Origin of the sequence: Neisseria sp. P0014.S009, from assembly GCF_051958155.1 — a bacterium.
Lineage (GTDB): Bacteria > Pseudomonadota > Gammaproteobacteria > Burkholderiales > Neisseriaceae > Neisseria > Neisseria flavescens_C.
In genome coordinates this window covers 1-24,081 of sequence record NZ_JBQCVS010000013.1, presented here as the reverse complement: position 1 = coordinate 24,081, position 24,081 = coordinate 1, and the positions used below count along the sequence as shown (strand labels likewise).

20 protein-coding genes and 1 pseudogene are annotated in these 24,081 nt (G+C 48.9%); 14 read left to right on the top strand and 7 right to left on the bottom strand.

Going from position 1 to position 24,081, the window contains the following annotated elements; all coding sequences use genetic code 11:
- Positions 1-54: 54 nt before the first annotated feature.
- Positions 55-2,334, bottom strand: a complete 2,280-nt coding sequence (gene nrdA, locus ACTHS4_RS09280; protein WP_440365805.1) for a class 1a ribonucleoside-diphosphate reductase subunit alpha — start codon at positions 2,332-2,334, stop codon at positions 55-57.
- Between the two features lie 404 nt (positions 2,335-2,738).
- On the opposite strand from nrdA, the gene ACTHS4_RS09275 reads away from it, so the two are divergent.
- Positions 2,739-3,071: a stress response protein gene (locus ACTHS4_RS09275; protein WP_070826056.1), complete on the top strand. Its 333-nt coding sequence runs from the start codon at positions 2,739-2,741 to the stop codon at positions 3,069-3,071.
- A gap of 51 nt (positions 3,072-3,122) precedes the next feature.
- On the opposite strand, the gene ACTHS4_RS09270 is transcribed toward ACTHS4_RS09275, so the two are convergent.
- Together ACTHS4_RS09270 and ACTHS4_RS09265 are read right to left on the bottom strand one after the other, a co-directional pair.
- Positions 3,123-3,857, bottom strand: a complete 735-nt coding sequence (locus ACTHS4_RS09270; protein ID WP_188208659.1) for an epoxyqueuosine reductase QueH — start codon at positions 3,855-3,857, stop codon at positions 3,123-3,125.
- A 97-nt stretch (positions 3,858-3,954) separates the two neighbouring features.
- A pseudogene (locus tag ACTHS4_RS09265) lies at positions 3,955-5,413 on the bottom strand (patatin-like phospholipase family protein).
- A 140-nt stretch (positions 5,414-5,553) separates the two neighbouring features.
- Between ACTHS4_RS09265 and recO the strand changes: the two are divergent.
- The 10 genes from recO to ACTHS4_RS09215 all read left to right on the top strand — a co-directional run bounded on the left by recO (position 5,554) and on the right by ACTHS4_RS09215 (position 17,529).
- Positions 5,554-6,297 (top strand): DNA repair protein RecO, encoded by a 744-nt coding sequence (recO, locus tag ACTHS4_RS09260; protein WP_315039834.1) that lies wholly within the window; start codon positions 5,554-5,556, stop codon positions 6,295-6,297.
- A 67-nt stretch (positions 6,298-6,364) separates the two neighbouring features.
- Positions 6,365-7,093: a pyridoxine 5'-phosphate synthase gene (gene pdxJ / locus ACTHS4_RS09255; protein WP_070747791.1), complete on the top strand. Its 729-nt coding sequence runs from the start codon at positions 6,365-6,367 to the stop codon at positions 7,091-7,093.
- Between the two features lie 88 nt (positions 7,094-7,181).
- Positions 7,182-7,559 (top strand): holo-ACP synthase, encoded by a 378-nt coding sequence (gene acpS, locus ACTHS4_RS09250; protein WP_003686416.1) that lies wholly within the window; start codon positions 7,182-7,184, stop codon positions 7,557-7,559.
- Between the two features lie 153 nt (positions 7,560-7,712).
- Positions 7,713-8,516, top strand: a complete 804-nt coding sequence (locus ACTHS4_RS09245; RefSeq protein ID WP_210402761.1) for an NUDIX domain-containing protein — start codon at positions 7,713-7,715, stop codon at positions 8,514-8,516.
- A gap of 1 nt (position 8,517) precedes the next feature.
- Positions 8,518-8,940, top strand: coding sequence for a hypothetical protein (locus ACTHS4_RS09240; protein ID WP_070826061.1), 423 nt, complete (start codon positions 8,518-8,520; stop codon positions 8,938-8,940).
- A 762-nt stretch (positions 8,941-9,702) separates the two neighbouring features.
- On the top strand, positions 9,703-10,578 hold the full coding sequence (gene prpB / locus ACTHS4_RS09235; RefSeq protein ID WP_440365824.1) for a methylisocitrate lyase: 876 nt from the start codon (positions 9,703-9,705) through the stop codon (positions 10,576-10,578).
- Positions 10,579-10,662: 84 nt separating this feature from the next.
- A complete protein-coding gene (prpC, locus tag ACTHS4_RS09230) occupies positions 10,663-11,817 on the top strand; it encodes a bifunctional 2-methylcitrate synthase/citrate synthase (RefSeq protein WP_063075771.1) in 1,155 nt (384 codons plus the stop codon).
- A 394-nt stretch (positions 11,818-12,211) separates the two neighbouring features.
- Entirely contained in the window at positions 12,212-14,818 is a 2,607-nt protein-coding gene (acnD, locus tag ACTHS4_RS09225) for a Fe/S-dependent 2-methylisocitrate dehydratase AcnD (protein WP_440365801.1), read from the top strand.
- Positions 14,819-14,935: 117 nt separating this feature from the next.
- Positions 14,936-16,105, top strand: coding sequence for a 2-methylaconitate cis-trans isomerase PrpF (prpF, locus tag ACTHS4_RS09220; protein ID WP_440365799.1), 1,170 nt, complete (start codon positions 14,936-14,938; stop codon positions 16,103-16,105).
- 212 nt (positions 16,106-16,317) lie between these two features.
- Complete coding sequence (locus ACTHS4_RS09215; protein WP_440365797.1) at positions 16,318-17,529, top strand: acetate kinase; 1,212 nt, start codon at positions 16,318-16,320, stop codon at positions 17,527-17,529.
- A gap of 75 nt (positions 17,530-17,604) precedes the next feature.
- Here the strand turns inward: ACTHS4_RS09215 and purM are convergent, their stop codons facing one another.
- Complete coding sequence (gene purM / locus ACTHS4_RS09210) at positions 17,605-18,639, bottom strand: phosphoribosylformylglycinamidine cyclo-ligase (RefSeq protein WP_070850004.1); 1,035 nt, start codon at positions 18,637-18,639, stop codon at positions 17,605-17,607.
- A gap of 203 nt (positions 18,640-18,842) precedes the next feature.
- Here purM and ACTHS4_RS09205 point away from each other — a divergent pair, with 203 nt between their 5' ends.
- Entirely contained in the window at positions 18,843-19,913 is a 1,071-nt protein-coding gene (locus ACTHS4_RS09205) for an AI-2E family transporter (RefSeq protein ID WP_440365795.1), read from the top strand.
- A gap of 65 nt (positions 19,914-19,978) precedes the next feature.
- Positions 19,979-20,695, top strand: a complete 717-nt coding sequence (locus ACTHS4_RS09200; RefSeq protein ID WP_440365793.1) for an S-methyl-5'-thioinosine phosphorylase — start codon at positions 19,979-19,981, stop codon at positions 20,693-20,695.
- 45 nt (positions 20,696-20,740) lie between these two features.
- Here the strand turns inward: ACTHS4_RS09200 and ACTHS4_RS09195 are convergent, their stop codons facing one another.
- The 3 genes from ACTHS4_RS09195 to ACTHS4_RS09185 form a co-directional block, all read right to left on the bottom strand.
- Positions 20,741-21,235, bottom strand: coding sequence for a hypothetical protein (locus tag ACTHS4_RS09195; protein WP_070826070.1), 495 nt, complete (start codon positions 21,233-21,235; stop codon positions 20,741-20,743).
- Positions 21,236-21,378: 143 nt separating this feature from the next.
- A complete protein-coding gene (locus tag ACTHS4_RS09190) occupies positions 21,379-21,813 on the bottom strand; it encodes a hypothetical protein (protein ID WP_070826067.1) in 435 nt (144 codons plus the stop codon).
- Positions 21,806-23,113, bottom strand: coding sequence for a homoserine dehydrogenase (locus ACTHS4_RS09185; protein ID WP_070826068.1), 1,308 nt, complete (start codon positions 23,111-23,113; stop codon positions 21,806-21,808). Before ACTHS4_RS09185 ends, ACTHS4_RS09190 begins: the two co-directional genes overlap by 8 nt.
- 206 nt (positions 23,114-23,319) lie before the next feature.
- Here ACTHS4_RS09185 and ACTHS4_RS09180 point away from each other — a divergent pair, with 206 nt between their 5' ends.
- A complete protein-coding gene (locus ACTHS4_RS09180) occupies positions 23,320-23,694 on the top strand; it encodes an Mth938-like domain-containing protein (protein WP_070826069.1) in 375 nt (124 codons plus the stop codon).
- Positions 23,695-24,081: the final 387 nt, after the last annotated feature.

Sequence of the window (24,081 nt, the reverse complement as noted above, 5' to 3'; positions counted from 1 at the left end):
TAAACTTTAATTACAGACTTCTTGAAGAAGTTCTGTTAATAAAAATCCAGGTCCTTAAATCTTGCAAGCCCCACCAGCACAGCCGTCATCCTGAATATCAGCTTGTGTATCATCCGCGCCGTCGCGGGTGTTGTGGTAGTACAGGGTTTTGACACCGTATTTATAGGCGGTCAGCAGGTCTTTGAGCATTTGTTTCATGGAAACTTTGCTGCCTTCAAATTTGTTCGGGTCGTAGGCGGTATTGGCGGAAATCGATTGATCGACGAATTTTTGCATTACGCCGACGAGTTTCAGGTAGCCTTCGTTGCCGGGAAGCTGCCACAGGGTTTCGTAGGCATCTTTCAGGGTTTCAAATTCCGGTACGACTTGTTTCAAAATACCGTCTTTTGATGCTTTAACGCTGACCAGGCCGCGAGGAGGCTCGATGCCGTTGGTGGCGTTGGCAATTTGCGAACTGGTTTCAGACGGCATGAGTGCGGTCAGGGTAGAGTTGCGCAGGCCGTATTTGACGATGTCGGCGCGCAGGCTTTCCCAGCCGTAGTGCAAAGGCTCGCTGCACACGGCATCCAAGTCTTTTTTGTAGGTATCGATAGGCAGTTTGCCTTGCGAATAAACAGTTTGGTTAAACAGCGGGCATGCGCCGTATTCTTTGGCAAGGTTTACCGATGCTTTGAGCAGGTAATACTGCATGGCTTCAAAGGTGCGGTGGGTCAGGCCGAGCGCGGAGTCGTCGCTGTAACGTACGCCGTTTTTCGCCAAATAGTAGGCGTAGTTGATAACGCCGATGCCGAGTGTGCGGCGGTTCATGGTTGCGGTGCGTGCTGCTGCAACCGGATAGTCTTGATAATCCAACAGGGCATCAAGTGCGCGTACGGTCAAATCGGCAAGCTCTTCCAGTTCGTCCAAGTTGTTCAATGCGCCCAAGTTGAAGGCGGACAAGGTACACAAGGCAATTTCGCCGTTCGGGTCGTTGATGTTGTCCAAAGGTTTGGTCGGCAGGGCGATTTCCATACACAAGTTGGACTGATGAACAGGTGCAACGCGCGGATCAAACGGGCTGTGCGTATTGCAGTGGTCAACGTTTTGGATGTAGATACGACCGGTACCGGCGCGTTCCTGCATTAGGGTGGAGAACAATTCTGTTGCCGGCAAAGTACGTTTGCGGATGTTTGGATCTTGCTCGTATTGTGTGTAGAGGCGCTCGAATTCGTCTTGATCGGCGAAGAAGGCATCATACAAACCCGGAACTTCATTCGGCGAGAACAGGGTAATGTTGCCACCTTTGATCAAGCGGGTGTACAGCAGGCGGTTGATTTGCACGCCGTAGTCCAGTTGGCGGATACGGTTGTCTTCTACGCCGCGGTTGTTTTTCAATACCAACAGGCTTTCGGCTTCGATGTGCCACAATGGGTAGAACAAGGTTGCCGCGCCGCCGCGTACGCCGCCTTGCGAGCAGGACTTAACCGCCGCTTGGAACATTTTGAAGAATGGGATACAGCCGGTGTGTTGTGCTTCGCCGCCACGGATTTCGCTGCCCAAGCCGCGGATACGGCCGGCGTTGATGCCGATGCCTGCACGTTGGGAAACGTATTTTACAATCGCGCTGGTGGTGGCGTTGATGGAGTCAAGGCTGTCGTCGCATTCAATCAATACGCAGCTTGAGAACTGGCGCGTAGGCGTGCGCACGCCGCTCATAATCGGGGTCGGCAGCGATACTTTAAATGTGGAAACGGCGTCGTAAAAGCGTTTGACGTAATCCAAACGGGTCTCTTTCGGGTATTTGCTGAAGAGGCACATCGCCACCAAAATGTATAAAAACTGCGGCGTTTCATAAATCTGGCGGGTAACGCGGTTTTGAACCAGATATTTTCCTTCCAGCTGTTTTACGGCAGCATAAGAGAAGGTCATGTCGCGGCTGTGGTCGATATAGGCATTCAGCTCGTCGAATTCTTCGCGGCTGTAATCTGCGATGATGTGGCGGTCGTATTTGCCTGCTTCGGTCAGTTTTTTAACGTGATCGTAGAGGTGGGGCGGCTCGAATTCGCCATAAGCGATTTTGCGCAGATGGAAAATGGCGAGGCGGGCAGCCAGATATTGATAATCGGGCGTATCTTGTGAGATCAGGTCAGCCGCGGCCTTGATGATGGTCTCATGGATGTCGTCGGTACGGATACCGTTGTAAAACTGAATATGTGATTTGAGCTCGACTTGCGATACGGAGACATTTTGTAAGCCTTCCGCTGCCCAAGTAACAACACGGTGGATTTTGTCTAAATTGATATCTTCCAAGCGTCCGTCGCGTTTGGTTACTTTAATATTCGTTGCTGCATTCATTGTTCAGTCTTCCCATTAAAAAACACAAGATACGGTATGTGATTGCTTTGAACGGCACAATATAATGTATTTTTCTTTGTTTAACTAGACTTGACAATGCGCTTTTTTCGGGGTGTGGATTAGGGGATGGGAGGCTTAAACTAGATTTTATGTGGCTTTGTGGCGATCTGATATTTTTTTGCATTTGCATCACATTTGTTCAAACATTGGCTAGAGGCTTATGAAATAAAGAAATTTATATTCGGCTTCTGTCTGCATGGAAAGTGTGTTAAATTTTGCAAAGCAAGAAGGATAGTGCTGTAATTGCTTACACTCATTTATCATGAAACATATTGAGGAGTTTGTCGATTTATTAGGCGAGGCATATAATGGGATGACTATCCAACCTGAATTGGGAGCGAATCATGTTGACACTGAAAACTTTAGGTTCTGCACTGGCAGTGGTTGCCGTATTGAGCTTTGGTACTTATTCTGCCGAAGCGGCGGTCAAACCGCATGGCCATCATGTGAGCAAACACCAGCAGGCGAAGAAAAACAAATTGCATCCTGCTTGTAAGAGATACCTTGAGCGCCGTGCTGCTTGGTATCGTTATAAAGGTAACAAGGCTGAGTTGAGGGAAAACCGAAAAGCGGCAAAAGCGTTCCGCGGTTTGCCTTATGCCGAGCAAAAAATTCAATGCCAAGCCGCTTATCTGGCATTTGATGATTTTGATCACGGCAAATTCCGCCGCCGTTAATCGTCTGATTTAAACAAAGGCCGTCTGAATGTTTCAGACGGCCTTTGATATTTATTTCTCAACAATGATTTTGTTTTCGGCTTGAGGCTCGTATTGGGTAGATTCATCACCGTAATACAATACGCCCAGCTTGATGGGTATGCGGCCTTGCGATTTGCGGTGGGCATTGGAATCGCGCAGGGAGTAGGCGCAACCGCAGTATTCTTGTTGGTAGAAATGCTCGCGCTTGCTGATTTCGATCATGCGCGCGCTGCCGCCGCCTTTGCGCCAGTTGAAATCCCAATAAACCAAGTCATCGTACGGCTCGGCGGCGCGATGGCCGCAGCCGTTGATCTGTTTCATGTCTTTCCAGCGCGAAATGCCCAGTGAGCTGGTGAAAACATGGAAGCCGTTTTCATGGGCATATTGCGCCGCTTTTTCAAAACGCATGTCGAAACACATGGTGCAGCGGATACCGCGTTCGGGTTCGAATTCCATGCCTTTGGCTTTGGTGAACCATTCTTTGCGGTCGTTTTCGTAGTCATCGTCTTTATCGACAAAGGGAATGCCGAATTTGTCCGCAAAGCGCATGTTTTCTTCTTTGCGCAACATATATTCTTTGTGCGGATGGATATTGGGGTTGTAAAAATAAATGGTGTAGTCGATGCCGCTGGCAAGCATGGCTTCCATCACTTCGCCGGAACATGGGGCGCAGCAGGAATGCAGCAGGACTTTTTTATGGCCGCCGGGCGGAACGAGAATAGGGCGGTCAATATCGGTAACGATAGGCGTGTTTAATTCGGTCATGGTTGGATTCTATTTATTGTTAAGTGTTTCAGACGGCCTTGGGTATTGAGGCCGTCTGAAATATAAGATGAAGTGTATATTTTAACAGAGCAATACTTTATGGAACAGATTGTTTTTGTGTTTCTTTTTCGTTTAACGGTTTGAAATCTTTAGCGTCCGGCGGCGGTTCGGCAAAGATGGCGTCGGGATTGTGGTGCGCTGCAAATTCTGTCAGCAGGTTGCGGTAGTCCAGCGACTGCTTCATTAATTCGGCTGCGGCGGTACGCAGATTGTCCACGTCTTCCGGCGGCAGATAAAAACTAGTCGGAATGTTCAATACTTTTTCCCTTAACTCGGAAGGAGGGAGGTCTTTGAGGTTGAGGCTGACGAAGGAGAAGCTGATGCCGTCGGTTTGTTTGTCTTTATTCCACTGATCGACGAAGGCACGGAAACGGCGCAGGGATTCTTGCGAGTTTTGGTCAATGGGGATATTGACGATAGAGGAGACAACGTCGCGGAAACCGGGAACGGCCGCGGTTTTGTCCAAATTGCTGCTGACTTGGTTTTGCGCATTGACGTTGATGACGACGATATGGCGGATGTTGTTTTGCAGGATTTTGTTTGTCAGGATTTTTTCCGGGTACATTTCCGTCATATCCAAAAGGCTGCGCATACCCAGATTGTCGGTCAGGCCGCCGTCTATCAGGTGGATGTAGGGTCGGTTTTTCCCGTCTGCGTATTTTTGGAAGCGCTCGTAAAATTCTTTTATGGTGCGGCTTTGTTGTCTGCCTGTTTCGCTGTCGTCTGCATCTTCGATTTTGATCGGCGGCGTGTAGCTGCAGCGTCCGCCGTTGTTGTTTAGGGTAATCGGTGCAAATACCATAGGCACGGAGCTTGAAGCGGCGACGGCGCGGGCAAGTCGCAAGTCACCCAAGTCGATACACATCGGGTCGAAATACTCCTGCGTGAAATTGAAACGCTCGCCTATACCCATATCGGTGGCGGAAATGATGGCAAACGGGCCTTTGGCATTTTTTTCCAAATCGCGGAAAGTGGTTTTGCCGAAAAGGTAGTTTTCAAACTGCTCCTGCAACAGATCGCCGCGTCCGTATTCAGGCGAGGCCAGTCGGGGCAGAATTGGACATGGAGAATGCCTGTTTGACGACTTGGCGTTGGAAGTTTTGGTGTAGGAAACGTTTATAAAACAAGGGAATGGTTTCTTCGCCCTTGAGTGCAAAATAAGCCGCCAAAACCGAGCCGCCAGATACGCCAACAACGACATCGACGTTGGCCAGCAAGGATTTTCTTTTGCCGCCGATGGTTACCTGCTGCTGGTTGAGCTGTTCTAAAACGCCGTAACCCAAGGCCGCCGCGCGTGTACCGCCACCGGAGAACATCAACACAATAAGCGTATCGTCTTCGTCGTTGCGCTGAAGCCGGCTGGTCTCAAAACGATAGCCGCGTTGCAGGTTGACCGTATCAATACCGGCAAGAGGCTGATATTTTACCAGCGAGCAGGAGGATAATAGGGCTACGGAGAGCAGGGAAAGGGCGGATTTAAAAGGGAATTTCGGCATAAACACAGGAAGGTCGGTTGTTCATACAAAACGGATTATAAAGGTTTTCAGACGGCCTTTATAGAAGGCGGACTTTTAGACGGCCTTTTTGCATTGATTTTCCGTTATAATCGACACAATCTTTATCTTTCCAAACCCTTATGGCGCAACCGAACCGCATCAACCACGAACCTGTCTTTCTACTTGCTTCCGCACCGTGGCGCGAGAGTAGCTTGTGGGTGGAGGCCTTCAGCCGCCGTTATGGACGTGTGGCTTTGTTGGCCAGAAGTGCGCGCAAACGGCAGAGCGAATTGCGCGGTGTGTTGGTGCCGTTTGTGCCGGTGAGCGCGTCTTGGTATGGTTCGCAAGAGTTGAAGACCTTACATCGCGCCGAATGGATAGGCGGTTGGCCGCAGCCGCAGGGTAGGGCTTTGTTCAGCGGATTGTATGTGAACGAGCTGATGCTGAAATTGACCGTCCGAGAAGACCCATTGCCAGAGCTTTACGATGTTTTGGCGGAAACCATGAAAACCATCTGCTGCGAGGCCAACCACATTGCCGCTTTGCGCTGTTTTGAATGGACGCTACTGACACGCTTGGGCTTTGCCCCCGATTTGTTCCATGACGGCAACGGCAATGAAATCAACGGCGAAGAAACTTATTGGCTCACACCGGAAGAGGCTGTGGTGCCTTTGGCCGAGGCCGACCGTTTCCATGCGCTCAATAAGGGCGTTGCCGTATTGGGCGCGACTTTAATCGATTTGAGGGAAAGCAGCTTCGTTCATCAGGAAAGTCTGGGGCAGGCTTTGAAAGTAACGCGGCTTTTGATTGACAACCTTCTGCCCGAGGGCATCAAGTCTAGGCAGGTTTTGCAGCAGTTGCAGCAGTTTGGTTTGGGCAGTTGAATTTTTCAGACGGCATGTGATATGAGCAGACTCAGGCCGTCTGAAACTTTAAAGAAAGGACATAATTATGTTGTTAGGCGTAAACATCGACCATATTGCTACCGTCCGCAATGCGCGCGGTACGATTTATCCCAGCCCTGTCGAAGCGGCGCTGATTGCAGAAACCCACGGCGCAGATTTGATTACCATGCACTTGCGTGAAGACCGCCGCCATATTAAAGATGCGGACGTGTTCGCCGTTAAAAACGCCATCCGCACGCGTCTGAATTTGGAAATGGCGCTGACGGAAGAAATGCTGGAAAACGCGCTCAACGTCATGCCGGAAGATGTGTGCCTCGTGCCTGAAAAACGTCAAGAAGTAACTACCGAAGGCGGTTTGGACGTATTGGCGCAACAGGATAAAGTGGCCGAATTCACCAAAATCCTGACCGACGCAGGCATCCGCGTATCCTTGTTTATCGATGCCGACAACGCGCAAATCCAAGCCGCTTATGATGTCGGCGCGCCCGTTATCGAGTTGCACACCGGTGCGTATGCCGATGCGCACGGCCACGCCGAGCAAATGAAACAATTCGAGCGCATTCAAAACGGCGCGCATTACGCCAGCGATTTGGGTTTGGTCGTCAACGCCGGACACGGCCTGACCATTCACAACGTTACGCCGATTGCTCAAATCCTCGCTATCCGTGAGTTGAACATCGGCCATTCGCTGATTTCCCAAGCACTCTTCCTCGGCCTGCCTGAAGCTGTCCGCCAAATGAAGGAAGTCATGTTCAGGGCCAGAATGCTGCCTTAACGGCATCAATCATACCGGCTAAGGCGATTAGCTTTGGCCGGTATCCACACTTTCAGACGGCCTGACTATTTAAACAAGGAGCAGACCCATGATTTACGGAATCGGTACAGACATTGTTTCCCTCAAACGCATTATCCGCCTGAACAAAAAATTCGGACTGGCATTTGCGCAACGCATTCTCAGCCCGGAAGAGCTGTTGGAATTTCCGCAGGCAGGCAAACCGGTTAACTATCTTGCCAAACGCTTTGCTGCCAAAGAGGCTTTTGCCAAAGCCGTCGGTACGGGCATACGCGGCGTAGTCTCTTTCCGCAATATCGGTGTCGGACATGACGCATTGGGCAAACCTGAGTTGTTTTTTGCACCGGCTTTGACCAAATGGCTGGAAGAACAGGGTATCCGAAGCTGCCATCTCAGTATGAGCGATGAAGAGGATACCGTTATGGCTTTTGTCATTGCGGAAAAATAAGGCCTGATTTAAGTATTCTGAAATAGAAAATCTTTTTCAGACGGCCTGAAGGGCTTGGTATTTATTGAAGGTCGGGCGTATAGGCCCGACATCGTTTTTTTACGCATAAATTGGCAGGTGTCGCCGCCTGCCGCATATAAGAATAAGCTCATGATGACTGAAGACACACGTCCATTGGTGCAAGTGGTTGCCGGAATTTTACTCGACCAAAACGGCCGCTACCTGCTCAGTTCCCGCCCCGAGGGTAAACCGTATGCCGGTTATTGGGAATTTGCCGGCGGCAAGGTTGAGGCAGGCGAAAGCGATTTTCAAGCCTTGCAACGCGAGTTTGAAGAAGAACTCGGTATCCGTATCCTTGCCGCTGCTCCGTGGTTGACCAAAATCCATTCCTACGAACACGCACATGTACGCCTGCATTTTTTATGGGTGGAAGCCGACCAATGGACGGGCGAAATCCAATCGAGGGAAGGGCAGAAATGGGCATGGCAAAAGGCAGGGGATTTTACCGTTGCGCCGATGTTGCCTGCCAATAGCGCATTATTACGTTCCCTCTCTATTCCGCGCCAGCTTCAAGGCCGTCTGAAAAGCGGCTTGAGCGGTCAAAACAGCATGGGCGAATATCATGTTGTGCCGTATCTGTCGGCTCAGCATCAAACCGCATCTGCCGTATTGCTGGATTTTGCCGATTGGCAACAAGGCGAACCGATAGAAGCGCCCAGCGTGTGGCCAATCATTGAAAACGCCGAACAATGGCAGCAGGTGCAAAATGCCGATGCTGTCGTTTGGAAAGTGGCGAATGAAGCGGCAGCCAAGCAAGTTGTCGATATTTTGGCGCAAGGCGTGGCTATGCCGCTGATTGTGGCTACTCCGGAAAGTATGGTTTCCATTTATCGTGAACAGTGGCAGAGCATGGGTGCGCATGCCGTTTTGATCGATAATGATATTGAGGCCGTCTGAAATGAGTAAAAATCAAAAACTACTGATTGCTGCTGTTTTACTGATTGTGTTTGCGGCGGCCAAACTGCTGCTTTTGGATTGGTGGCAGCGGCAACAGTCAAAAGCGAATGTAGTCGAATGTAGTCTAACACAAGGCTGCGTCCTGCCTGACGGTTCAAAAGTGCGTGCAACATCCATTAATACACACGAGCCTTTCGATATTGTGGTTGAGAATGTGCCGAAGAATACGGGCGCGGTCAGTATCAGTTTCAGTATGAAAAACATGGACATGGGCTTCAACCGCTACAACCTGGCGCAACAATCGCCGCAAAGTTGGCAGGCTGCGCAAATCCGCTTGCCGTTTTGCGTCGAGGGCCGCCATGATTACACTGCCGACATTACCATTGGCAAACAGACTTTTCAGACGGCATTTAGTGCAGAGTAGTCATCATGCAAAGGCCGTCTGAAAATTTAAAGGCAAAAATTTTAATTTTTTCAGACGGCATATTTAAAAGTTCCTTATAAATGAATCAATTATAAATTATTTTTAGATAGATTGTTTACAATCATTCTGACTATCTGCCAAAAGAATAAAACGGACAGAAGCTAGGCTACATAAGGATTTGATGTGGTACAGCCTGTCCGTTTTTTACATTTGTTGTGAAAAAATCGTTTATTAATAACTGAATTTTTTATAATTTTTTTGAAAAAAAGTGTTTGACAAGACTGGTTTTATTTTTTAAATTTGTTTCCATAAATAAAAACTACATCGCACTACAAAGGAACATCATCATGAATCTGTATCAAACCACTCTCTCTTGTTATAGATTTTCTCCCATCTCTGCCGCTCCCGTCGCCGCCAGTTTATTGGCAGTCCCGACGGTCTGAAGGCTCTCGACCCGAATCTAGTTTCCGCATTCCTACAAACGCTTCGGGTTTTAAAACTTCTTTCCCCTGTTGCATTCATATACTGATTAATAATATTTAAAAAACAAATACCTCCGCTTCAGCCTTATTGTATTTATTTGTTTTGATAACTATTTGTTTTTATTAATTTTAAATTTTTAGATGGTTGATAATGGAAATTTTATAGGCCGTCTGAAAACAGTTTTTAGAACGATTGTTTCTTTTTAAACGGTTCGTTTCAAGTTGTGAAAAAACGAGCCGTCCGTTTAATACTGAAAAAAGTCTATAAAGGAGAAATATGATGAGCCAACACTCTGCCGGAGCACGTTTCCGCCAAGCCGTGAAAGAATCGAATCCACTTGCCGTCGTCGGTTGTGTCAATGCTTATTTTGCACGATTGGCCACCCAAAGCGGTTTCAAGGCGATTTATCTGTCCGGCGGCGGCGTGGCAGCCTGCTCTTGCGGTATCCCTGATTTGGGTATTACCACAATGGAAGATGTGCTGATTGACGCACGACGCATTACAGACAACATGGATACGCCTCTGCTGGTGGACATCGATGTGGGTTGGGGCGGTGCATTCAATATTGCCCGTACCATTCGCAACTTTGAACGCGCTGGTGTTGCAGCGGTTCATATCGAAGATCAGGTAGCGCAAAAACGCTGCGGCCACCGTCCGAATAAAGCCATCGTTTCTAAAGATGAAATGGTCGACCGTATCAAAGCTGCCGTAGATGCGCGTGTTGATGAGAACTTTGTGATTATGGCGCGTACCGATGCGCTGGCGGTAGAAGGTTTAGATGCCGCTATCGAACGCGCTCAGGCTTGTGTCGAAGCCGGTGCAGACATGATTTTCCCTGAAGCCATGACCGATTTGAAAATGTACCGCCAATTTGCAGATGCAGTGAAAGTACCTGTATTGGCCAACATTACCGAGTTTGGTTCCACTCCGCTTTATACCCAAAGCGAGCTGGCTGAAAACGGCGTGTCACTGGTGCTGTATCCGCTGTCATCGTTCCGCGCAGCAAGCAAAGCCGCTTTGAATGTTTATGAAGCGATTATGCGCGATGGCACTCAGGCGGCGGTGGTTGACAGTATGCAAACCCGTGCCGAGCTGTACGAGCATCTGAACTATCATGCCTTCGAGCAAAAACTGGATAAATTGTTTCAAAAATAAGTAACCGCTTTCAGACGGCCTTTCAACAAATCCGCATCGGCCGTCTGAAAAATAAAACCCACAAAAATACAAAGGAGAAATACCATGACTGAAACTACTCAAACCCCGACTTTCAAACCTAAAAAATCCGTTGCGCTTTCTGGCGTTGCGGCCGGTAATACCGAATTGTGTACCGTTGGCCGTACCGGTAACGATTTGAGCTATCGCGGTTACGATATCTTGGATTTGGCACAAAAATGCGAGTTTGAAGAAGTCGCCCACCTGCTGATTCACGGTCATCTGCCCAACAAATTCGAGCTGGCCGCTTATAAAACCAAGCTCAAATCCATGCGCGGCCTGCCTATCCGTGTGATTAAAGTGTTGGAAAGCCTGCCTGCACATACTCATCCGATGGATGTGATGCGTACCGGCGTATCCATGCTGGGCTGCGTTCATCCTGAACGTGAAAGCCATCCGGAAAGTGAAGCGCGCGATATTGCCGACAAACTGATTGCCAGCCTCGGCAGCCTCCTCTTGTACTGGTATCAATATTCGCACAACGGCAAACGCATTGAAGTTGAAAGCGACGAAGAGACCATCGGCGGTCATTTCCTGCACTTGTTGCACGGCAAACGCCCAAGCGAATCACACATCAAAGCCATGCACGTTTCACTGATTCTGTATGCCGAACACGAGTTCAACGCTTCTACCTTCACCGCCCGCGTGATTGCCGGTACAGGCTCTGATATGTACTCCAGCATTACCGGTGCAATCGGCGCGTTGAAAGGTCCGAAACACGGCGGTGCGAACGAGGTGGCTTACGATATTCAAAAACGCTACCGCAATGCCGACGAAGCTGAAGCAGACATCCGCGAACGCATCGGCCGCAAAGAAATCGTGATCGGTTTCGGTCATCCGGTGTACACCATCTCCGACCCTCGCAACGTTGTCATTAAAGAAGTGGCACGCGGTTTGAGCAAAGAAACCGGCGATATGCGCCTCTTTGACATTGCCGAACGCTTGGAGAGCGTGATGTGGGAAGAGAAAAAAATGTTCCCGAATCTGGACTGGTTCTCCGCCGTTTCCTACCAAAAATTGGGCGTACCGACTGCTATGTTCACACCGCTGTTTGTGATTTCCCGTACAACCGGTTGGAGCGCACACGTTCTCGAGCAACGCAAAGACGGCAAAATCATCCGTCCGAGCGCAAACTACACAGGCCCTGAAGATTTGGCATTCGTGGAGATTGAAAACCGCTAATACGCGTAACAGCAGGGTGGGCCGCCAGCCCGCCCCATCTCGAAATGCCGTTTGAAAACAATGAATAATTAAGTTTTCGTTTTTCGACGGCCCAGTGCAGTATGCGAGAGAGAGAGAGAGAGCCGGCCGTTTGGAAAACATGCTGCTCTGCTGTCGTCATTCCCATACAGGCAGAAATTCAAAAGTTGAAATGTTCTGCTGTAAAGAGTGCTGAAAGATTTAAGTTTGGATTTCCGTCTATACGGGAATGATGGTAGCGGAGCAGCAATTTTTTTTTCATACCACGAATAGATTTCAGACAACAAGCAATAAAACAGAATTTATGGTTTCAGACGGCATTAAGGGCCGTCTGAAACCCCAAAACCAAAAAAAGAATGGATTTAGGAGAACCGACATGACTGCCAACCAACGCTACCGCAAAGCTTTGCCCGGTACGGATTTGGAATATTACGACGCGCGTCAGGCGTGTGAAGACATCAAACCAGGCTCTTACGACAAGCTGCCTTATACAAGCCGCATCTTGGCTGAGAACTTGGTCAACCGCGCAGACAAAGTCGACCTGCCTACGCTGCAAAGCTGGCTGGGTCAGCTGATTGAGGGAAAACAGGAAATCGACTTTCCTTGGTATCCGGCGCGCGTGGTGTGTCACGATATTCTGGGTCAGACAGCGTTGGTGGATTTGGCAGGTCTGCGCGATGCGATTGCAGAAAAAGGCGGCGATCCTTCCAAAGTGAATCCGGTGGTGCAAACCCAGCTTATCGTCGACCACTCTTTGGCCGTTGAATGCGGCGGCTACGATCCTGATGCCTTCCGCAAAAACCGCGAAATCGAAGATCGACGCAACGAAGACCGTTTCCACTTCATCAACTGGACAAAAACCGCATTTGAAAATGTGGACGTGATTCCAGCAGGCAACGGCATTATGCACCAAATCAACTTGGAAAAAATGTCGCCGGTTGTCCAAGTCAAAAACGGTGTAGCGTTCCCTGATACCTGCGTCGGTACAGACTCACATACGCCGCACGTCGATTCACTGGGCGTGATTTCCGTAGGCGTGGGCGGTTTGGAAGCTGAAACCGTGATGTTGGGACGTGCATCCATGATGCGTCTACCTGATATTGTCGGCGTTGAGCTGACCGGCAAACGCCAGCCGGGCATTACTGCCACCGACATCGTGTTGGCACTGACCGAATTCTTGCGTAAAGAGCGCGTGGTTGGAGCATTTGTCGAGTTTTTCGGCGAAGGCGCAAGAAGCCTGTCCATCGGCGACCGTGCCACCATTTCCAATATGACCCCTGAGTTCGGCGCAACTGCTGCGATGTTCGCTATTGATGAGCAAACCATTGATTATTTGAAACTGACCGGTCGCGATGATGAGCAGGTGAAATTGGTAGAAATCTACGCCAAAACCGCAGGCTTGTGGGCAGATGCCTTGAAAACCGCCGTTTATCCTCGCGTATTGAAATTTGATTTGAGCAGCGTAACGCGCAATATGGCAGGTCCAAGTAACCCGCATGCCCGTTTTGCGACCGCCGATTTGGCCAGCAAAGGCTTGGCTAAACCTTACGAAGAGCCTTCAGACGGCCAAATGCCTGACGGTGCAGTGATTATTGCCGCGATTACTTCGTGTACCAATACTTCCAATCCACGCAACGTTGTCGCCGCCGCGCTGTTGGCACGCAATGCCAACCGTCTCGGCTTGAAACGCAAACCTTGGGTGAAATCTTCGTTTGCCCCGGGTTCAAAAGTAGCCGAAATCTATTTGAAAGAAGCAGGCCTGCTGCCTGAAATGGAAAAACTCGGCTTCGGTATCGTTGCCTTCGCATGTACCACCTGTAACGGCATGAGCGGCGCGCTGGATCCGAAAATCCAAAAAGAAATCATCGACCGCGATTTGTACGCTACCGCCGTATTGTCAGGTAATCGCAACTTCGACGGCCGTATCCATCCGTATGCGAAACAGGCTTTCCTTGCTTCACCTCCGTTGGTCGTTGCTTACGCGTTGGCAGGCAGCATCCGTTTCGATATTGAAAACGACGTACTCGGCGTTGCAGACGGCAAAGAAATCCGCCTGAAAGACATCTGGCCTACCGATGAAGAAATCGATGCCATCGTTGCCGAATATGTGAAACCGCAACAATTCCGCGACGTTTATATCCCGATGTTTGACACCGGTACAGCACAAAAAGCACCAAGCCCACTGTACGACTGGCGTCCAATGTCTACCTACATCCGCCGCCCACCTTACTGGGAGGGCGCACTGGCAGGGGAACGCACGTTGAGCGGTATGCGTCCGCTGGCAATTTTGCCCGACAACATCACCACCGACCACCTCTCACCGTCCAATGCAATTTTGGCCAGCAGTGCCGCAGGCGAATATTTGGCGAAAATGGGTTTGCCTGAAGAAGACTTCAACTCTTACGCAACCCACCGCGGCGACCACTTGACCGCCCAACGCGCAACCTTCGCCAATCCAAAACTGTTTAACGAAATGGTGAGAAACGAAGATGGCAGCGTACGCCAAGGTTCGCTGGCACGCGTCGAACCCGAAGGCAAAACCATGCGTATGTGGGAAGCCATCGAAACCTATATGAACCGCAAACAGCCGCTCATCATCATTGCCGGTGCCGACTACGGTCAAGGCTCAAGCCGTGACTGGGCTGCAAAAGGCGTACGCCTCGCCGGAGTGGAAGCGATTGTTGCCGAAGGCTTCGAGCGTATCCACCGCACCAACTTGATCGGTATGGGCGTGTTGCCGCTGCAGTTCAAACCGGGTACCAACCGCCATACCCTGCAACTGGACGGTACGGAAACCTACGACGTTGTCGGCGAACGCACACCGCGCTGCGACCTGACACTCGTGATTCACCGTAAAAACGGCGAAACCGTAGAAGTTCCGGTTACCTGCCGCCTCGATACCGCAGAAGAAGTATTGGTATATGAAGCCGGTGGCGTGTTGCAACGTTTCGCACAAGACTTCTTAGAAGGAAATGCAGCGTAAGGTAAATCGGGTATCGTCAAAATGCTCGGGCTACGCTCAAAAAGGTTTTCAGACGGCCTCGAATGTTTGAGAGGCCGTCTGAAAAAACCATACTAGAAATACAAAGGAGAACTCGAAATGCCGCAAATTAAAATTCCAGCCGTTTACTACCGCGGCGGTACATCTAAAGGCATTTTCTTCAAACGCACCGATCTGCCGGCCGCTGCGCAGGAAGCAGGCGAGGCACGCGACAAAATCCTCTTGCGCGTACTCGGCAGTCCCGACCCTTACGGCAAACAGATTGACGGTTTGGGCAATGCCAGTTCGTCCACCAGTAAAGCCGTGATTTTGGACAAATCCGAACGCGCCGATCACGATGTCGATTACTTGTTCGGACAAGTTTCCATCGACAAACCTTTTGTCGATTGGAGCGGCAACTGCGGTAATTTGACCGCCGCCGTGGGTGCATTTGCCATCGAACAAGGCTTGGTAGATAAATCCAAAATCCCTTCAGACGGCCTGTGTACCGTCAAAATTTGGCAGAAAAACATCGGCAAAACCATTATTGCCCATGTGCCGATGCAAAACGGCGCAGTTTTGGAAACAGGCGATTTTGAGCTTGACGGCGTAACGTTCCCGGCAGCCGAAGTACAAATCGAATTTCTTGATCCGGCCGACGGCGAAGGCAGTATGTTCCCAACCGGTAATTTGGTTGATGAAATTGATGTGCCGAATATAGGCCGTCTGAAAGCCACGCTTATCAATGCCGGTATTCCAACCATTTTCCTGAATGCCGCAGATTTGGGCTACACAGGCAAAGAGTTGCAAGACGATATCAACAACGATGCCGCGGCTCTGGAAAAATTTGAAACCATCCGTGCGTATGGTGCGCTGAAAATGGGCTTGATCAGCGATGTATCCGAAGCCGCCACCCGCGCCCATACTCCGAAAGTCGCTTTTGTCGCCCCTGCGGCCGATTATACTGCTTCAAGCGGCAAAACCGTCAAAGCTGCCGACATCGACTTATTGGTACGCGCGCTGAGCATGGGCAAATTGCACCACGCCATGATGGGCACCGCTTCAGTCGCTATCGCTACCACCGCCGCCGTGCCCGGAACGCTGGTCAACCTTGCAGCCGGAGGCGGAGCGCGTAAAGAAGTCCGCTTCGGTCATCCGTCAGGCACACTGCGTGTCGGTGCAGCCGCCGAATGTCAGGACGGACAATGGACGGCCACCAAAGCGGTTATGAGCCGTAGCGCACGCGTGATTATGGAAGGACAAGTCCGAGTGCCGGAAGATTGCTTTTAAGTTTTCAGACGGCCGCAGCACTAAACAAGGCCGTCTGAAAACCAAATAAGCAGATTTTAGTCAGGTAGCGATACCTGCAATGGAGATTATGGTTGGGCATAAAGCCTGACTAAACATCAAACCAAAGGCAATCTGAAAAGCTCTCAAATGTTTTTGCTCTTTTCAGACGGCCTGAAGCCAAAAAAACAATCAAAAATCAAAGGAGAAACACCATGTCCAACCAACTCATTCTTGTTCTGAACTGCGGCAGCTCTTCACTCAAAGGTGCCGTTATCGACCGTAAAAACGGCAAAGTTCTCTTAAGCTGTCTCGGCGAACGTTTGGGTACGCCCGAAGCAGTCATTACGTTCAGCAAAGACGGCAAAAAATGCCAAACAGCTTTGACCGGCCGTAACGACCATGCCGGTGCCGTAGGTATGCTGTTGAAAGAGCTTGAAAAACACGGCCTGCACGACCGCATTAAAGCCATCGGCCACCGCATCGCCCACGGCGGCGAAAAATACAGCGAGTCTGTTTTGATCGACCAAGCTGTCATGGATGAACTCGATGCCTGCATTCCGCTCGCTCCGCTGCACAATCCTGCCAATATCAACGGCATTTTGGCTGCGCAAGAGCACTTCCCGGGCCTGCCCAATGTCGGCGTAATGGATACTTCGTTCCACCAAACCATGCCGGAGCGTGCTTACACTTATGCCGTTCCGCGCGAATTGCGTAAAAAATACGCTTTCCGCCGCTACGGTTTCCACGGTACCAGTATGCGTTACGTTGCCCCTGAAGCCGCACGCATCTTGGGCAAACCGTTGGAAGACCTCCGCATGATTATTGCCCACTTAGGCAACGGCGCATCCATTACCGCCATCAAAAACGGCAAATCCGTTGACACCAGTATGGGCTTCACGCCGATTGAAGGCTTGGTGATGGGTACCCGTTGCGGCGACATCGATCCGGGCGTATACAGCTATCTGACTTCACATGCCGGTTTGGATGTTGCCCAAGTTGATGAAATGCTGAACAAAAAGTCAGGATTGCTCGGTATTTCCGAACTCTCCAACGACTGCCGTTCTTTGGAAATTGCTGCGGACGAAGGCCATGAAGGCGCACGTTTGGCTCTGGAAGTAATGACTTACCGCCTTGCCAAATATATTGCTTCGATGGCTGTGGCTTGTGGCGGAGTAGATGCGCTCGTGTTCACCGGCGGTATCGGCGAAAACTCGCGTAACATCCGTGCCAAAACCGTTTCCTATCTTGATTTCTTGGGTCTGCACATCGACACCAAAGCCAATATGGAAAAACGCTACGGTAATTCAGGCATTATCAGCCCGACTGATTCCTCTCCGGCTGTTTTGGTCGTTCCAACCAATGAAGAGCTGATGATTGCCCACGATACGGCTCAGTTGGCCGGTTTTATGGAAGAAGCAGGCTAGGCTGAAGATTTTCCTAGACCATAAACAATAAAAAGTGCGGATTCATCATCCGCACTTTTTTTAATTTCAACTCAATCAAGCCACTTGGGTTTGATGTTCGTCGCCGTTGCGCTCACGAACTGAGCCCAAGCGGTAAACAGTTTCGCCTTGTTCGCTCAAGAATGCCTGTACTGCATCGGCATCTTCTTTAGCAATGATAACGACCATGCCGATACCGCAGTTGAATGTACGGTACATTTCTTGGGTTTCTACATTGCCTGCTTTTTGCAACCATTGGAACAGTTTAGGCAATTCCCACGCTTTGGCATCGATTTGTGCAACGGTATTTTCAGGCAAAACACGAGGTACGTTTTCGGTAATGCCGCCACCGGTAATATGGGCCATGCCTTTAATGGTGAATTTTTCCAAAGCAGCAAGGATAGGTTTTACATACAGGCGGGTAGGGGCGATGATGGCTTCGCGCAAGGTTTTGCCGTTGTCGAATTCCGCATCCAAATCGGGATTATCGCGCTCGATGATTTTGCGTACCAAAGAGTAGCCGTTGGAGTGTGCGCCGTTGGAAGCCAAGCCCAAAACAACGTCTCCGGCCTGAATGCTGCGGCCGTTGATGACGCGTTCTTTTTCAACCACGCCGACGGCAAAACCGGCCAAGTCGTATTCGCCTTCGGGATACATGCCCGGCATTTCGGCAGTTTCACCGCCAATCAAAGCGCAACCGGATTCTTCGCAACCTTGGGCAATGCCTTTAATCACATCAGTCGCGCGGGCAACATCCAGTTTGCCGCAGGCGAAATAGTCCAAGAAGAACAAAGGTTCTGCACCTTGAACCAAAATGTCGTTGACGCTCATGGCAACCAAATCGATGCCGACGGTATCGTGTTTGTCCCAGTCGAAAGCCAGTTTCAGCTTGGTGCCGACGCCGTCCGTACCGGAAACCAATACCGGATTTTTGTATTTTTTGCCGATTTCGACCAAAGCGCCGAAACCGCCCAAATCACCCAACACTTCAGGGCGCATAGTACGCTTGGCAAAAGGTTTGATGTTTTCGACCAGTTGATCGCCTGCGTCGATATCCACGCCTGCGTCACGATAGCTCAAAGAAGTGCTCATTGGATTTCCTTATTCTGGTATGGGTAGATTGTCGGAGCGTATTTTATCTTAAATTAGAGGATTCAGGCTGAATTTTTTGGCATTATTGTCAACAATTTTTATTTTATCTTAATAGCCGTCGCGCTTTCAGACGGCCTTTGTGAATCTGTTATACTGCTTATTTATTTCGAAAACCTTAAACATCAATTGGGAAATACCTTTTTATGTATCAAAAGAAAGCGCGCAGTGTAAAACCGTGGATTATTATGGCTTGCGTTATCGCAGCCTTTATTTGGCTTTTATATGCCTTGGGCGATGTTTTGACGCCGTTTATCGTAGCCGCCGTTTTGGCCTATGTTTTGAATCCCTTGGTCGAGTGGCTGCAACTGAAGCGTATCCGTCGCGCGCCGGCCTCTATGATTATTATGGCACTGGCTTTGCTGATATTGCTGTCGTTGGTGCTGATTATCGTGCCTATGTTGTTGAACCAGTTTAACAATCTGGCCGAACGCCTGCCGCAAATCGTGGGCTTTGTTCAAAACAAACTGCTGCCGTGGCTCAACAGCGTCAGCGGGGATTATATTCAAATCGATCAAGAATCAATCATCGCATGGTTGCAGTCGCATACTGATGAGTTGAGCAATACGCTCAAAGAATGGATTCCGACCTTGATGCGTCAAAGCGGTAACGTCATCAGCGGCGTCAGCAATTTGGTGTTGCTGCCTTTGCTGCTGTATTACTTTTTGTTGGACTGGAAACGCTGGTCTTCCGGCATCAGCAAACTGGTTCCGCGCCGTTTTATCGAAACTTACACGCGTATCAGCGGCAATATGGATGAAGTTTTGGGCGAGTTTCTGCGCGGCCAGCTGATGGTTATGATGATTATGGGCTTGGTCTATGGCTTGGGCTTGATGCTAGTTGGTTTGGATTCCGGCTTTGCCATCGGTATGATTGCCGGTATTTTGGTATTTATTCCGTATTTGGGCGCATTTACCGGCCTTTTACTGGCAACAGTTGCCGCGCTTTTGCAATATGGCTCATGGCAGGGTTTGTTGATGGTCTGGGCTGTATTCGGTGTCGGACAATTCTTGGAAAGCTTTTTCATTACGCCTAAAATCGTTGGCGACCGCATCGGTTTGTCTCCATTCTGGGTGATTTTCTCATTGATGGCTTTCGGACAACTGATGGGTTTTGTCGGTATGCTTGCCGGCTTGCCACTTGCCGCCGTAACATTGGTTTTATTGCGTGAAGGCGCATCTGCTTATTTCAGCAGCCGTTTCTACAAACATAAATAATCGATAATATTAAGGCCGTCTGAAATCCAAGTTTCAGACGGCCATTGATAACAAAGGAAGTTTATATGTTAGCCATTATCGGCGGCAGCGGTTTGACCAAACTGCCGGAACTCGAAATTACTGAGCGAAAAATCGCACGCACTCCATACGGCTTAACCAGCAGCCCTATTTTATTCGGCAGGTTGGGGCGTTTGGACATTGTTTTCCTCGCCCGACACGGCTTCAGCCATACCATCGCGCCGCATGAAATCAACTACCGCGCCAATATCTGGGCGTTACATTCTTTAGGCGTTGAAAACATTATTGCCATTTCCTCAGTCGTCGGTATCAATCCCGATTTTGAAAACGGCAGTTTGGTGCTTCCGGACGATTTGATCGACTATACCTATGGCCGTAAAGATACTTTTTTTGAAGGCCAAGAATGCCCTGTCGTCCATACCGATTTTTTCAACCCTTATTGCAATGAATTGCGACAAGAATTGTTGAATATCACGAAAGCGCACAATGTGCCGATTTACGATTCCGCCGTTTATGGCTGCCTGCAAGGTCCGCGCCGTCCAACCCGCGCAGAAATCGCCCGTTATCGCCGTGACGGGGTAGATGTACTCGGTATGACCGGTATGCCTGAAGCCGTTTTGGCCAGGGAGTTGAAAATGGCCTATGCCCACTTTTGTAGCGTCAGCAGCATTGATTGCTTTGATAGCGGAGTAGGGACTGAGGGCTGTAATGAACAGACTTCTATGGCGATGACGAAAATCCGACAATTATTGAATGGTTTGTAATTGATCATGCCGTCTGAAATGATGTTTTCAGACGGCATATTTTATTTAAGAAGCTGTTTCCCGCGCCCAATGGGGCAGGGAGGCTTTTTGTTTGCGGAACGAGGCAAGTTGCATACCCCGACATTTTTCAAAAATCAATTCAACTCCGCTTTGCAGCTGTAAAATCAAATTAGTATGCGTTTCCGTTTTAATAAAATCGATATTGCGTTGTACCAAGCGTTGAATGACGGCATACACATCAAGGCAGCCATTTGCAAAAAACCACGGATTCAACTTTACCCAACGGCCACCGCTTAATGCAGTATTAGGCTGAAAATCAGCACGAATCTGAGTCAGCCGATTGTCAGAGAAATGCAGTTCGATATCGCCATAAAGCCAAATATTCCAGCCTTTTTGCACCAACAAGCCTTTAGGGACGCAATCAGGCGCAGGAAACATCTGTAAAATAGACTCTGCAGATTGTCCGATTTCCAGATAGTCAAATCGGCCGGTATACAAAAAATCATAAATATCAACGGCAATAGGAAAGTGGTAGCGCATGGCAACAACCATAGAAAAGCAATTAACCAAGCTATCTTAAACTTAAAATATAATGAAATCAATTCTTATTACTATTTATTTATATAAGAAAGGCCGTCTGTTGTTCAGATGGCCTTGTATCTTTGGTTTAAACCGATATTGGTTTACTCAGCCTTTAAATCAGCTACGCATTGCTTATCGCGTGCCTCAAAAGCTTCCGCGCCACCCAAGAGCTTGAGTTGCTCCTCAGGGCTGATTTTGCCGAAGCTTCGGATTTGCTCGTCAGAGAGTTTGCTTAAAGGCTGATCCCACATACAGACACAATAGTCTTGAGCCAATTTCTCGTTTTGCGCATCCAAACCTTTTGCCTTCAAATCAGCTTGCCATTTTTCAGCAAAAGGAATGTTTTTCACACAAGATTCCACAACATTTTGTTTCATCTGCGGCTTGTTCATGGCACATTGTGAGAGCAGGGCGGTCAGAGCCAGCAAAGACAAAATAATCCATGCCCAAATGCGGATGGTGCGGATTTTTGCCTTGGCTTTCTTTCTGGCCGCCAGTTGCTCTTCAGACGGCCTTTCCGTTTGTTGCTCAGTCATGCAGGCTTTCCATGCGGATCATGGTGATCGGAGCATCCACGCAACTCAGAGCTTCAATCGCTGCGATAGCGCGTTTGACATTATGTTCCACTGTGGTGTGGGTCAGAATCACAATTTCGGCAGTACTTTGATTAATCACGCCTTTTTGAATCAAAGCCTCGATAGAAACATTTTCTTTGGCCAAGAGTGCGGCAATTTGACCCAAAGTGCCCGGTTCGTCAGTTGCTTGAACGCGCAGATAGTAGCTGCTGGTGATTTCATCCATAGGCAGAATATTTTGCGCTTGAACTTGTGAAGGTTGGAATGCCAAGTGAGGGACACGATGGTCAGTTTCCGCTTCAATCAGGCGGGCAATATCAATGATGTCGGCAACCACAGCAGAAGCAGTCGGCAATGCACCGGCGCCTGCACCATAATACAAGGTTTCACCAACCATATCGGCATTGACACGGACAGCATTCATCACACCGTTAACGTTTGCCAGCAGACGGCTTTCAGGAATCAGTGTAGGGTGTACACGCAACTCGATGCCTTTGTCGGTTTTACGGGTAATACCCAACAATTTGATGCGGTAGCCAAGTTCTTCAGCGTATTTGATATCACGGCTGTCGAGTTTGCTGATGCCTTCCAAATAGCAGGCAGAAAAGTTCATCGGCGTACCGAATGCCAATGCGCTCATGATGGTGATTTTATGGCCGGCATCATGACCTTCGATATCAAAAGTAGGGTCAGCTTCTGCATAGCCCAAAGCCTGAGCTTCTTTCAATACATCTGCAAACGCGCTGCCTTTTTCACGCATTTCAGTAAGAATGAAATTGCTGGTACCATTAATAATACCGGCAATACTGCGGATTTGGTTCGCAGCCAAGCCTTCACGCAAAGCCTTGATAATAGGGATACCACCGGCAACAGCAGCTTCAAACTGTACCATGACATTTTTTTCTTCCGCCAAAGGGAAAATTTCATTGCCGTATTCAGCCAACAGTTTTTTATTGGCAGTAACAATGTGTTTGCCGTTTTCAATCGCTTTCAATACTGCATCTTTGGCAATACCGGTACCGCCAAACAATTCAACAACAACATCAACATCTTGATGTTGAACCAGCGCAAACGGGTCTTTGATAAAAGCAGCATTCGGGCAAATTTGTTTGGCTTTTTCTTCGCTCAAATCACAAACAGCAGAAATACGGACTTCACGTCCCAAGCGGCGGCTGATTTCCGCAGCGTTGTCCTGCAATACAGTGGCCGTACCGCCACCGACTGTACCCAAACCTAAAAGACCGATATTTACTGGCTTCATTGTGTCTCCTTTTGAGCCGATACTTTAAAATAATCACGAAAAACCAAGGCTTGTTATAATCGCTTGCAATCGTAAATTCAGAGCAAAGCATCAATGCACAAGGTCAAACGTTGGATCCTACCTGATATTGCTTGATTTTGCACCTTTTTTTGCAAGTTTCCAGAGGCCGTCTGAAAAATCGTTCTACCATAAAAACAGGAATTGCCATGAAAATCACAGAAAACCATATCGATGAAGCCACATCATTTTTTTCATCCTCGCAAGGAAGATTGCAAATCGGTGAACAAACATATTCAGAACCCATTTGCTGGCAAGATGGCAAAGTAAGCATTATTCCTCAAACAACCATTGAAGAATTAAACGAACAAATTTTTATATCAGCAATTGAAACAGCAGAAAACCGTCCTGAAGTCATTATTATAGGTACAGGAGAAAAACAAAAATTCCTGCATCCCAAAATTGCTGCAGCCTTATCAGCCTATGGAATCGGCTTCGAATGCATGACCACAGCCTCAGCTTGTAGAACTTTAATTTTGCTGCAAGGCGAAGGACGAAGCACATGGGCTTGGTTGTGGCCATAATTTGTAGAAAAGGCTATTGCATCATGCTAGTACAAGTTCGTATAATTTTTCATTATGAAATTTTCTGTTTAAATAAAAATTTCCGTAGCGACCCGTCCGCCTGATTTTTTTTTAAGGCTTTCAGTCTGGTACTTCGGGCGTGTGTTTCCGTTATTGAAAAATTCCGCCCAAAAAATAGCTAGGGGGTATTCATAAAGATTGCGAAAAAAGCGATCGCAATCTTTACAAACCTTCCCCCTAGCTATTTTTTGGGCGGAATTTTGCATTAACTCCAACCCCCGACCGAAGCGATTCCAGACTGAAAGCCTTAAAAAAAACAGTCGTACTAGCAGTTAACCCCCTTCACTCAGCTCAAGCCATCCTGAGGGGCGAGGGCAGAAAACCAAC